This window comes from Bradyrhizobium sp. AUGA SZCCT0176, assembly GCF_018130145.1.
GTDB lineage: Bacteria > Pseudomonadota > Alphaproteobacteria > Rhizobiales > Xanthobacteraceae > Bradyrhizobium.
Map to the genome: position 1 here is coordinate 74898 of NZ_JAFCMB010000023.1, position 11981 is coordinate 86878.

Consider the following 11981-nt stretch of genomic DNA (forward strand, 5'->3'; position numbering starts at 1 on the left):
TTACTTCATCCCGACGCTGGCGAATGTACGAATGAGGTGCAGAAACGGACTTCCACCCAAAATGACGAACATCGCTGGAAGCATGAACAACACCATCGGAATGGTCAGCTTGGCGCCCAGCTTGTGTGCTCTTTCTTCCAGGTTGGTAATACGTTCTCGCCGGAGGTCGACAGCGACACTGCGCAGCGCCTGGCTCAACGGCGTTCCATACTGCATGCTTTGGGCAACCATGATGCCGAACCGGCGAAGTCCATCCGACGTGGATCCCAATTTCTCGAATGCCTCGCTGCGATTCGGCAATATCCGGAGATCATCAAGAAGGCCGTACAAGACCCGGGCCATGGCAGGATTGGTTTCCTTCATTTCTTCCGCTACTCGTTCCAGCGCGCTCTCCAGGCCCATGCCCACTTCGCTGCAGACAACCAGCAAATCGATCATGTCCGGCGTGCCTAGCCGGATCTTGGCGTTAAAACGCCGTTTCAGCACCGACAGGATCAACCGCGGCCCCATAATTCCGATCACCACGCCAATCAGCATGAAGATCAGCCCATCGGTCAGCGACCTCCCTGAAAGCTGCGCGACAAACAAGCCAATGATCGGAAACAAGAACATGCAGACGGTTTTGATACCAATCCAGATCGACAAGGTTCGATGAGGATTGAAACCCGACGCCTGAACGATTGTCCGTAGTTGGTCCAGATTTTCTGCAGAGTAGAAGCGCCGATACCGCATGCCGAGCGATGAAAGCCAGCCGGACATGTCCTGGAAGGGTGTCGATTGGCGAGGAATGCCGAGCACTGCGTTCGACACCCGCGTGTTCAACGCACGAAGGTGTAGTTCATGGATGACCAACACGAAGGTTGCAGCCGCTAGTGCAATGGCGAGGGCGACCAAACTGAAACCAACAGTCATAGTTGGGTTTCCCTTCTGACCATCCAGCGAATCACAAGGGTCCCGATAATCACCGAGGCTGTTGCGTAAGCCAGAAGGATGTTCCCGGTCGGATCGTAGAACAGCAGATCAACTGTTTGCGGATTGATCAGGTACAGCAACCCGCCTACGACGATGGGCGAGATTGAAAGTGCGCGAGAGGAAAAGATCACCTCTCCTGCCAGAGCCTTCGCGCGAGCAGCGAGCGCAACACGCTGCCTCACCGTGTCTCCCAGCGTCTGCAAGGTTTCGGTCAAGCTGCCACCCGACTTCAGCTGGACTGCAAGTGTCACGGCAAAGATCCCATACTCCGTCACCTGCGTTCGCCGATAAACATCTTCCACAGCTTCCTCTGGAGATTTTCCCATCGTCACTTCGCTGCATACGATGGCGAACTGCCCGGCCGTTGGTTGCGGCATCTCGCGCGCGATGGTGCGAAATGCTTCGTTCACCGGCAGCCCGGATCGAACAGTACTTGTCACCAGCTGAATCGTGTCAGGCAGCTGTCGGAACAGTTGATTGGCAAGGCGCTGCTGCTGCCATCCAAACACCCCTCGCACCACCATGATGGCCACAATTAAAGCCGCGAGAGACACGTAGAGGGTGGGAAAGTTCAGCAGGCTATTGGCATAAAGGATTGCCGCTCCAGCGATGACACCGGCAAACACCGCATACGTGGGGGGCAAGGCGTAAGCTATCCCAGGCTGGTAATTGGCCAGGCGGTGGAGAAACTGCCACCGGGATCCGGCCTCTAACCGACGAATGGAGGGCATGTTCACCGCATCTGCGGTTGGCAGAGCTGTCGCTATCTGTCGATCCATGCGGCTTTGTCGGGCGCCGAGCCACAACGTCATGGCTGACGCCGATATCAGGAGGACCAGGTCAACGAGGGTCAAAAACTCCAGCGTCATAGTTGCCTCATGGCCTCAGCCCAGGCTCGATCGAGCCCGTAATAGACAAGACGGCTCTTGAATTTTGGGACTGCGTGGGTGGACCTGTAGGAGCCCGATATCCGCCCGTTAACATCTTCCTGTTCGTAGTCGAACGCTGCGATGTCATTGGTGGTGATTACATCGCCCTCCAGGCCTATCACCTCGCAAATTTGGATGACGCGACGCTGTCCATCCCGCATGCGCTCCACTTGCACGATAACATCCAGCGCAGCGACGATCTGGGACCTGATCGCCCGCAGCGGCAGGTTTGGCTGTCCCATCTGCACCATGTTTTCAATACGGGTCAGCGCGTCGCGGGCGGAGTTGGCATGCACTGTGGAGATCGAACCATCATGGCCGGTGTTCATCGCTTGCAGCATGTCAAACGCTTCAGCGCCGCGCACCTCGCCTACGACGATCCGGTCAGGACGCATGCGCAGCGCATTCCACACCAGATCACGTTGTGTCACCTGCCCTGTGCCTTCGAGGCTGGGAGGCCGGGTCTCCAAGCTGATCACGTGCGGCTGTTGAAGCTGCAATTCTGCCGCGTCCTCGATGGTGACAACGCGTTCAGTGTGATCAATGAATTGGCTCATGGCGTTCAACAGCGTGGTCTTGCCGGAGCCGGTACCGCCGGAGACCAGAACATTGAGCCGACACCGGCCGGCGATCTCCAGCAATTGTCCCATCGCCGCGGTCATCGAGCCGTTCTTGATCATTCCGGCCATATCCAGCCGGCGACTTGGAAATTTTCGGATGGAGATGCAGGGGCTGTGGATCGCCAGCGGCGGGAAGATGATGTTGACCCGGCTGCCGTCCGGCAAGCGGCAATCCACCATCGGGCTGGATTCGTCAACGCGCCGTCCAACTTGCGCGGCAATTTTCTGCGCCACCGATGCGATATGATCATTGTCGCGGAAGCGTACCGCGATCCGTTCCAGCTTGCCGCTTCGTTCGACATAAATGTTGCTGGGTCCGTTGACCATGATGTCGTTGATCGATTCATCCAGCAGCAGCGGACGAAGTGGCCCGTAGCCGGTCATGTCGTCCGCTATCTCGTCCGCCAGCTGTAGCTGCTCGCGGCCTGACAGTTCGAGCCGTTCCTGGTTGGCGATTCCGTGGATGATTTCCTCGATCTGCTGCCGAAGAATATCGCGCGAAACGGTTGCGGCCACCGACGGCTCAATCTGCGCAATGACTCGTTCGCGCAGCGAAGCAGGCATCGCCGGCCGCTGAATCGAAGGTTCGTCACGCTTTTGCGCAGGCGCAGGCGCAGGCAAGCTTGGCGGCGACGCAGCCAGGCTTGGCGTCAATGCAGGCAAACGAGTTGGCGTGTCGTCTTCGCGCCTACCAAACGTTTTCATAGCCCGAGCAGCCTCCTCAACCGTCCCTTCCGCTCGGCGCCGACACCCGTGATCTCCCGTACGATTGGGGCGAGGTGGCGCCGCAGTCCCGATACGTGCTTCAGAGCTGGAATTCCGAGATTGACCGCTTGGGTCATCCCCTTGCCGAGATCGGGAATCACCATGTCCGGTTCCGCGCCCAAGGCCTTGACCATCGTGGCCCTGGGAAGTCCCCCGGGCCGATTGGCGCGGTTGAGCAAGGTAAAGACTCGATCCTTACCCGCAATGTTGGTGACGGCCGTGCGGAGCGCATGGGCATTGCGAAGTCCGGTCACCTCCGCTTCCAGCAGCACCAGCACGTGACGCGAAAGGGTGATCACCGGATGGATCGATGGCGGAAACGGTACCGGTACGTCGACCACGATGTAGTTGAACCGTTGACGGAGCAGACCCAGCACGTGTCTCACGCCCGCCTCGGTGATGTTCAGCTGCGCGTCCAGCTCCTCATCGGCGGAAATCAGGCAAACCCGCTCGTTGACATCGATTGCCGCGCGTTCGAGGAATAACGTGTCCGCCCGCATCGGGTTTTCCAGAGCGATGCGCAGTCCCGGGCCGGGCTGAACGCCCAACATGACAGCTGTTTCACCGCCTTGCAGATGAAGATCGAGCAGCGCGACCTTGGCCTTGGTGGTCTCGGCCAGTTGCAGTGCGAGATTGATCGCGATACTCGTTGCTCCGGCGCCGCCCTGCGCACCGCAGATCGAGATCACATGCCCGCCGCGATCGATTTGACCGGGCGCCGCGTCACCGAGCAGTTTCGGGCGTAGCTGGTCCAGCACCATGTCCCGCGTGAGCGGCCTCGGAAGATACTCCGTCAAGCCGAGCTCCATGAGCTCACGGTAGAAAGTGATCTCCCTGCTCTCACCAATCAGCGCAACCCGGACATCGGGTGGGCAGACGCTGGCCAACCTTTCCAGTTCGGTAAATGGATCCTCGACGTCGCTGATGTCCGCCACCAACGCGGAAAGCTCGGTGTCGGTTTCGAGCATCCGGATGGCATGACGGATCGTGCCACGCCTGATCGACAGGTTACTGCCGTCGAGGCCTTTGCGCAGAGCTGCAGCACTAAGCTCGTCATTGACGAAACAGACGATACGGTCACGCGTCCCAACAGATGTGGATTCCTCAGGCGGATTGACTGCGACCATGCTCATCAACGTTTCTCCAGCAACTTGTCAGCCTGTGCTATCGTCGCCCCGGTCGGGCGGGCCGCTTCCGACGATCCGTCGCAGCTGTCGCTGCCGTCCGAATTTTGTTTCCTGACGGAGTACTGCTTGACCTGACCGCCGGAATGAATCGCCACTGATGCGCTCTGGCCGGCAATTGCATTCTGCCTGGCAATTTCAGGCGACACGTCGCAGCTCGACGTAGCGCCGGCATCCGCCGTCTCCCACTGCTCGACGGCTGACCGTACGGCCAGGGAGAGCGTTCCGAGCTGCTTTGCGACGGTGACCTTCTTGACCTGCCCCGAGGTAAGCTCCAATGACACCGTGTGCGCCGGCTTGCCCGGTATCGCGCTGACGGCTCGCCCGCCTTGCGTAATCTCCTGGTCAATCGCAATGATCCGAACATTGCGTAGAATGGCTTCGCTCAGGGCGCGACGCGCGGGATCTGCCTTCTCGAACACTTGAGTCAATACGACATCCACATAATCACCCGGCCTGATCAGGCCCGAGACGCCAGACTCTTCGTCAACCTTGATGCTGATGGCACGGCTGTCCGGCGCCAGGACGCTCGCAAGGAAACCCCGGTCTCGCGGGCGCAAGATGTCTTGCAATGTGACGGGGCTGCCGGCGTCGACGAACTTGCGAACCAGAGAACCGGGAAGTCCGATCTTGGTTTCGGGCGTTTCAAGGATCGCTCCCGGTGGAACGCGTTCCGGCGCCACCGAGCGGACCGTGAAATCCTCGTCGCGGGCCAATGTACCTCTCGGTAGCGGACGAGCTGCAACAAAGTATCCGACCGTCGCAGGCGGCGGCGGCGCCTTCTCCGCGACGACCTCTACCGGGACCTGCTTCGGCAGGTACATGTTGTAGGCCATAAGCCCGAGCGCAGTGGTTGCGAACAACAGCACCGCGATAATCGAGAGACGCAAAGTAGATGACATGTCAAAGTCCTTTGCTCAAAACGGCGAAAATTCCACCGCACGCTATGGCAACCCCGAAAGGTAGCGGCGCGTGTCGCAAATGACGCCAGCGCTCTACCGCGTAGACGCGGCGTACGAACGACGATCCGGCGGGCGCCAGCCTGGGATATGGCAAGAAGCGCATCATCAGATGCACCAGGGCAAGAACGCCGCCGGCCAGCGCGGTTATGGTCAACAACTGAACCACGCCAGTCAGCGGCAGACCAATCGCCAATGCGACCAGAAGCTTGACATCGCCGCCGCCAATCAATCTCCGCTGGTAAATAACCAACAGAAACAGCAACAGGATCGACGCGACGATGAGCGATTCAACAATCTGCACCGGGCTGGCCAACTGACCAACAATCCCGAGTAGCGCCAGCGCCAGACAAATTTCATTCCGGATCAATCGTGTCGCGACATCGATCGTTGCGACATAGAGCAACAACAGGATTTCGAGAAACGAGGTTATGGGAACAATCCAACTCATCAAACGCACGCCTTAAAAAATGTGGTAACCGATATCTCCCGTACCTCCATGAGCGCAGCGGCTGTATTAGACGGCAGCGCTGATAGCGGCGACGATCGTGCTGATCCCGCTCGTCAGCACGGTCGCGACATTTCCACCAGCGCTCGTACCGAAAGCAGCAGTCACTGCGCCGACCATGCAGGCCGCAACGATCACGTATTCGAACGACACCACGCCATCTTCTTCCGTGCGCAGACGCTTCAACGCGTCGGTGGCCTTGGCGTGAAAACTCGACATGGGAACAATCCTTCTTTGGCCCGAAGGCAGGACTTTCAGAAGCGAGGCTGTGGGAGCAATCCAGTTCATGAAATGCATGCCCTCAAAAAAAGTGGGGGGCCAGATTCCAATGCCCCCCTCGAGGGCGAGATGCCTGTATTACACGGCCGCGGTGAAAGCGGCTGTAATAGCGTTGATCCCGCCAGTCAGCGCCGTCGCGATAGCGCCACCAGCAGTAGTACCGAACGCCGCAACCACTGCGCCGATGATGCAAGCCGCGACGATAATGTACTCGAACGACACCACGCCGTCCTGATCCGTGCGCAGACGCTTGAACGCTTCGGTTGTCTTGACGTAATATTTCAACATAGGAGAAATCCCTTCTTTTAAGATGAATTGCCGCAGTTGCCATTGGCAAGTTGGTGCCAACACAGTGCGTTTATAATATCGGGCCTGAAAGGTGTCGTTGCCGCTGAAGAGTGCGGCGCGGATTTCCGGAGGTACTCCGAAAGTGCCAGCGGTACTGCGCTATACCGTGTTAATACGGGGATTCCATATCAGGATGCTACGGCTCGCGAACGGTGCAAGGCCAGTGCCGCACAACCACGTTACATCGCCGCAGCAACGTTGTCGGTCAAATGCATCATGATCGTTCGTCCACTCGATACGCAGGAGCTATCTGAATCCGAAGCCGTCGCATGATCGAGAGTGCAAAAAGATTCTGGACACGTCTTTCTGCTTTCTGCGCGCCATATTGCTTGGAGTGCGCACCTTGACAGGAAGCGCTGCGGCCTCATGCCCTACTCTCGAAATCGCTCCGGCCCAAATCGAAAATACCGCGCAGCTCCGGAAGATTTTTTGCACTGTGCACGACGACCCGACGCCTTGCCTTGGTGGCGCATCCAGTGCACGTGTGGGTCCGATTGGTTTCACCGCCCGCGGGATAAGATTGAGCGTTCTTCAGATTGAGCGTTCTTCCGACCATGCGCTGCTCACTATTCAACGCACATCCGTATTGGACTCACTTGTTGAGTTCACCGGCAGCCGGAGATGCGAGCAATGTGTCCGCGCTCTTGGTGAGCCCCGCAGCTACTTGTCGTGCGGCATCCGGGGACAGCGCATATCCTTCCTGGTTTTCCAGCCGGTGATTGAGAATGAGCAGGACCAGACCCCTGCCCTCGGTGTCCGCCGTCACGGCGAAGGTCTTCGGGATTTCAAATCTGACTTCATTCGGATTGCCCCCCGATCGAGCACTCGGCTTGGGAACCACGGCGGAGCCCGCGCTGGAAACTGCTACTGACCCAAGCGTGCCCCGCGCGCTGACCAGGGCATCGATAAAATCGTCCAGGCACTCGCGCGCGATTTTCAGCTCTACGTCGCCAATATACTTCCCGCTTCCGCCGACGATGACTTCCTTCTTATCATCCGAAAGCCTGGACGACTTTACCTCGCCGATCCTGATCGCCATTTATGAACGCTCCAGGCCAAGCCTACCCCTGCCCTGGTCATACTCCTTCTCGCGTTCCAAAACCATCGTCGGGCATCGCCCCATCAGCTCCGCACGGCATCCAACGCATTCTGTCGGTTAGCTAGATCAGATCGTCACGGTATGACAGAAGTGTGCCCGTAGTGCCGTCTGCCGCGAATATGAAGCTGTCCGCCGAGTAGTCGCCAAGCAACGAGATGTTGGCGGTGTGAACGCCGTCGCTCACCGTCAGGATTCCGGCGGTCTCCTCCAAATTCTCAACGTAACTTACGCTGGTGCCTTCTCCAAACGTGACATCGAGCAGATCGATCTGGTCATCCCCGTCAAATCCCGAAATAACTCCGCTGAAGTCGAAGGAGTCGCCAAGCTTGAGCGTCCCGGTCGCTTCGTCCGCAAACGTTACGTTAACAGATGAGGCTGCTTCGAACTCGATCGTGGCTACGCCATCGATCAATGCCGTACCGCCAGTTGCGCTGCCGTTGAGCGTGATGTCTGCCCCATTCGCCCACAGCAATCCTGAATTATCAAGGTTGCTGTCGATCACCAGCCCGCCGCTGCCGGTCGCTTCGAGTGTTCCGGAATTGACGATGGTATTCGCACCAGTATCGATCTCGAGGGAATTGGTTCCGGTGGCGATGATCGTGCCTTCGTTGATCAGGATCATCTGCCCTGCGCCGAGCTGTCCGGCGCCGGAGATCGTGTTGTCCACGTTCGTCAGCGTGACGTCCGAGACCGTTCCGGTGATCACGTTCCCGGTGCTGTCGGACAGCATGACCTGTCCGTGACCCTGGAGCGTAATGCCATGCTGGATAAGCTGGAGATCGGTTTCGACACCCGTCGAGTTCAATTCGATCGTACCGGTGTTATCGATGACGCCGCTCAGCGGCAGAATTGCGCCATTGCTGATCACCATGTGGCCGATGTTCTCCGTGACCGGTGTCTGGTCGAAGACGAAGTTATCAGCGGCGAGCGAAGCGGCGTCGACCCCATTCAGCGTGATCGATTGACCGTCAGCGAGTGTAATCACCGCGTTGCCGGCCGTGTCGTTTGCGGTATGCGCCTCGATATCGCCGAAGCCGGTGAAGTCGGCATAACCAATCAGATCGATCTGATCAGCGGCAATATCGAAGCTGTAGATCACGTCATGGCCGATCGGCTGGGAGAAAACGAACAGGTCGTGGCCACTGGAGCCGGTCAGGTTGTCATCGCTGGAGATGGCGAAGATCGGATTGCCGGGGGCAAAGGCTTCGACGTTGCTCTTGAGGAAACTGAAGTTGTCAGCTCCGTCCACGTCGGTCCAAGTCATCGCCACTTGCAGTGCCTGCGCGCCTGCATAGTCGGAAGGAGTGGTGACCGTCAGCATCGACACGTCGCGGGTCTGCACGGTCCAGCTGCCGTCGCCGTTGTCGGCGCCTTCGCTCAGGGTCCAGCCATCGGCAACGCCGGAGATAGTCACTGTGACATCCCCTGCAACGTCGGTCGGGTTGGTCAGCGCCAGATTGATTGGCGACCCCGCTACGCCTGCAGGGGCCAAAACAGCGAAATCGAACTGAGCAGTGGTAAGCGTATCAAGGTCGAAAGCCGCGCTTGTCACGCCAATCTGCACCACGTCGGTCGCCGAAACAGTGCTTGATCCATCAAGGCTATTATCCACGAACCAGATCTGCATGGCGTCGCTGTTGCTACCCGCGTCGCCTGTCAGGATGATAGCCTTTCCGCCGGCTCCCAGAGCAAATGCGTTACCGCTGCCTTGGATTTCACTGACTATGTTGGCTGCTGTTGCGGCTCCATTGAAGGCGGCGTTCGAAAACAGAACTATATCGTCAGCAATGTTTACGTCGCTATTGCTGCTCGCTGTAAACTCATTGATCGAGGTGCCTCCACCACCATTCTGATTGATAGTACCGCTCGGGAGGAACGCGCTGAAGTTCAGCACATCTCCACCGCTGGCAACTGTGCCGACGGTGAGCCCCACTATCGTGTCACTTCCATTGAGCGAACCGGATGCGCCGAAGACTATCGTGTCGCTACCCGTCCCGCCGGTGATGGTATCGTCGCCACCCCCGCCTTCGATCGTATCATTCAGAGCACCGGTTGTGATCGTATCATTTCCGCTAGTGCCAGTCAGATCATATTGGAGGCGAGCCTCGAAGTTGGCTTCGTTGAACGCACCTGTCGGAGAGCTGAACGTGACAGCGATATCACCAACATCGGACCAGTTGTTGTTCGTGGTCTGATTGAGCTCGATCAAGCCGGTCGACGTTGTGAAGCTAGTCACAAGGCCGGTGTCATCGGCGCCTGCCGTCCCAATTGCAGTATCGGTGCCGTGGACGAAGCTGGATACATTCGTTGCAACGATGCGCAACGTCTCGCTCGCAAGGACGAAGCCCGTCACCGTGTCTTGGCCAGTGTCATTGCCGTTCCCCACCACCGTAGCTCGCGCGGAGTCGCTTGACGTTCCAACAGTCGAGTTGACAATGATGGTATCGGTGCCGCCACCGCCCGTTATGGAGTCGGCGCCCAACCCGCCGGTGATGATGTCGGCAATGCCGGTGCCTGTAATGTTCTCGACGCCGCCAGCCCCATTGATGGTGATGGTATCAAGGCCGTCATCGAACGCATCGCCGCCGCTCGCGGCAAAGGTCAGATTGGCGAAGCTGTTCGTCGCGCCGGAGGCAACATTGATGACGAGGTTCGTCGTACCTGCCGCTGATTCGTTGATGGCGATCGTGTTGCCCGTCAACTGAGCTCCGCTGAAGGTCGCCGTGGTGTTATTCTGGATCAGGATCCGCTCGATCCCCTCATCCGCGCCGGCCCCTTCAAGGTCCGCAGTGCCATTGACCATCAGCGCGCTCAGATCAACCGTTAGGGTTGTGCGAATCGTATCGGTTCCACCACCTGTGGCCTCAACGATGTTTTCGCCGGCTGCTGCTTCCGCAGTCGATGCATAACTGTAGGTATCGTTGCCCGAACCGCCAATCAGGAGGTCGTTTCCGCCTGCACCATTTAGAGTGTCATCGCCGTCATTGCCAAACAGAAGATCGTTTCCGCTGTTGCCGCTGATCGGGTTGGCGCCGCTGTCGTCCGCAATGATTGTGTTCACGCCGGCGGCAGCACTGGGAGCGTTGTCATCATCTGTGCTGAGCGTGTAGGGAGACGAGCCAAGGCTATAGCCCGCGAAGGTCGCTCCACCGACGAAGGTGAGCGTTTCCACAGTGTTGCCGGCTGCTGCAAAGTGACCAGAAACGGTAATCGTATCTGTTGCCCCATAGGCGATGACCAGATTTCCATTCCCGGTACCATTGCCTGAATCGGAAAAGTTCAGGGTCGTGAATGTTGCGCCATTAGTGCCGATGTAGATCGTGTCGGTTCCGCCTGTTTCGGTGATCGTATCGGCTCCATCCCCGGTCACCCTGAAGGCATAGATGTCGTTTCCGTTGCCGCCTGCCAGTGTATCGTTGCCCGTAAATCCGAACAGGATGTCGGCGCCATTGGTCCCATCGACGTCTCCGCCCGTGTCGCGGGTTATGGTTGCCGTGACCACACCACTGGTATTACCGGCGGTGTCGATCGCCCGATAGGTGAACGAGCCGCCGGCCGTGCCACCATCGTCGTCGAAAGCCACCGTGCCGGTTCCGACCCCGCCAGCCGTATGGACAACGGATGTGGCACCGATCGCGCCGCCCACGTTCGTCACGTCGAGCACGGCGCCGTTGTTGCCTTGCGTGTCGTTGAGCAGCAGCAACCATTCCGGGATGCCATCCGGGGCAGGACCCACCGGATCATTATTGACGATGATCGTCTCGCCTGTCGCGGTCGGCCCTGTGTCGGTGTCGGTAATCGTCAGCGTCGCCGCCGACTGGCCGCCTACCAGGCTGGCGCTGCCGTTGGCAACCGTCGGGGCGCTCAGGGTCAGCGTCAGCGTCTCGCCGCTGTCGACCAACGCATCATTGAATGCCGTCAGATTGGCGTTGAACGAGTTCGGGTCCGCCGCATCCCAGATCAGGGTCACGCTGGTGGCGGTTTGACCGCTCACCGTCAGCCCGGCCGTGGTCGCCGCGCTCGCCACCGTGGCGATCACCGCCGTGGTGAAGTCCGCATCCGCCGCCGTGCCGGTCATCGTCACCGTCACCGACGCCGTGTTGACACCGGTCAGCGCGCCGCCGCCCTTGGTGAACGTGAACGTCCCCAGGTCGTCCGCCGTGTTCTGCTCGCTGATCGTCGCCGACTGCGTCGGCGTGTCGTTCCCGACCGCCTCCGAGGCCACATTCACCGCAAACGTCACCGCCTGGTCGATCTCGGTAAGGTCGACGCTGTCGGAGGCCGTGGTGATCGCTGCGGTGCCCTCGACGATCGTCTG

The 11981-nt window shown here is 58.9% G+C and carries 11 protein-coding genes; 1 reads left to right on the forward strand and 10 read right to left on the reverse strand.

What is annotated here, in order from left to right; genetic code table 11:
• From JQ600_RS31825 to JQ600_RS31870, 10 genes are all read right to left on the reverse strand, one after another.
• On the reverse strand, positions 1–912 hold the full coding sequence (locus JQ600_RS31825; RefSeq protein ID WP_212490281.1) for a type II secretion system F family protein: 912 nt from the start codon (positions 910–912) through the stop codon (positions 1–3).
• Positions 909–1841 carry a type II secretion system F family protein gene (locus JQ600_RS31830; RefSeq protein ID WP_212490282.1) on the reverse strand — a complete coding sequence of 311 codons (933 nt, stop codon included), beginning with the start codon at positions 1839–1841 and terminating at the stop codon, positions 909–911. Before JQ600_RS31830 ends, JQ600_RS31825 begins: the two co-directional genes overlap by 4 nt.
• Positions 1838–3226 (reverse strand): CpaF family protein, encoded by a 1389-nt coding sequence (locus JQ600_RS31835; RefSeq protein ID WP_212490283.1) that lies wholly within the window; start codon positions 3224–3226, stop codon positions 1838–1840. The genes JQ600_RS31830 and JQ600_RS31835 overlap by 4 nt, the downstream gene beginning before the upstream one ends.
• The gene (locus JQ600_RS31840; protein ID WP_212490284.1) at positions 3223–4419 is read right to left on the reverse strand and encodes an AAA family ATPase; all 1197 of its coding nucleotides are present in this window, start codon (positions 4417–4419) and stop codon (positions 3223–3225) included. Before JQ600_RS31840 ends, JQ600_RS31835 begins: the two co-directional genes overlap by 4 nt.
• Positions 4419–5339, reverse strand: coding sequence for a Flp pilus assembly protein CpaB (gene cpaB / locus JQ600_RS31845; protein ID WP_312017272.1), 921 nt, complete (start codon positions 5337–5339; stop codon positions 4419–4421). The genes JQ600_RS31840 and cpaB overlap by 1 nt, the downstream gene beginning before the upstream one ends.
• Positions 5340–5373: 34 nt before the next feature.
• Entirely contained in the window at positions 5374–5880 is a 507-nt protein-coding gene (locus tag JQ600_RS31850) for a prepilin peptidase (protein ID WP_212490286.1), read from the reverse strand.
• Between the two features lie 66 nt (positions 5881–5946).
• Positions 5947–6156, reverse strand: coding sequence for a hypothetical protein (locus tag JQ600_RS31855; RefSeq protein WP_212490287.1), 210 nt, complete (start codon positions 6154–6156; stop codon positions 5947–5949).
• Positions 6157–6294: 138 nt separating this feature from the next.
• Positions 6295–6504, reverse strand: a complete 210-nt coding sequence (locus JQ600_RS31860) for a Flp family type IVb pilin (RefSeq protein ID WP_212490288.1) — start codon at positions 6502–6504, stop codon at positions 6295–6297.
• Positions 6505–7156: 652 nt separating this feature from the next.
• The gene (locus tag JQ600_RS31865) at positions 7157–7603 is read right to left on the reverse strand and encodes a hypothetical protein (RefSeq protein ID WP_212490289.1); all 447 of its coding nucleotides are present in this window, start codon (positions 7601–7603) and stop codon (positions 7157–7159) included.
• A 121-nt stretch (positions 7604–7724) separates the two neighbouring features.
• A complete protein-coding gene (locus JQ600_RS31870) occupies positions 7725–11741 on the reverse strand; it encodes a calcium-binding protein (RefSeq protein ID WP_212490290.1) in 4017 nt (1338 codons plus the stop codon).
• Between JQ600_RS31870 and JQ600_RS31875 the strand changes: the two genes are divergently transcribed.
• Positions 11710–11981: hypothetical protein (locus JQ600_RS31875; protein ID WP_212490291.1), on the forward strand; the 272-nt coding region annotated here is incomplete at its 3' end. The genes JQ600_RS31870 and JQ600_RS31875 overlap by 32 nt on opposite strands.

Bases quoted from the DNA above. Each gene is read 5' to 3' on its own strand.
- JQ600_RS31825 (WP_212490281.1), bottom strand. From the start codon at position 912: ATGACTGTTGGTTTCAGTTTGGTCGCCCTCGCCATTGCACTAGCGGCT.
- JQ600_RS31830 (WP_212490282.1), bottom strand. From the start codon at position 1,841: ATGACGCTGGAGTTTTTGACCCTCGTTGACCTGGTCCTCCTGATATCG.
- JQ600_RS31835 (WP_212490283.1), bottom strand. From the start codon at position 3,226: ATGAAAACGTTTGGTAGGCGCGAAGACGACACGCCAACTCGTTTGCCT.
- JQ600_RS31840 (WP_212490284.1), bottom strand. From the start codon at position 4,419: ATGAGCATGGTCGCAGTCAATCCGCCTGAGGAATCCACATCTGTTGGG.
- JQ600_RS31850 (WP_212490286.1), bottom strand. From the start codon at position 5,880: ATGAGTTGGATTGTTCCCATAACCTCGTTTCTCGAAATCCTGTTGTTG.
- JQ600_RS31855 (WP_212490287.1), bottom strand. From the start codon at position 6,156: ATGTCGAGTTTTCACGCCAAGGCCACCGACGCGTTGAAGCGTCTGCGC.
- JQ600_RS31860 (WP_212490288.1), bottom strand. From the start codon at position 6,504: ATGTTGAAATATTACGTCAAGACAACCGAAGCGTTCAAGCGTCTGCGC.
- JQ600_RS31865 (WP_212490289.1), bottom strand. From the start codon at position 7,603: ATGGCGATCAGGATCGGCGAGGTAAAGTCGTCCAGGCTTTCGGATGAT.
- JQ600_RS31870 (WP_212490290.1), bottom strand. From the start codon at position 11,741: ATGACCGGCACGGCGGCGGATGCGGACTTCACCACGGCGGTGATCGCC.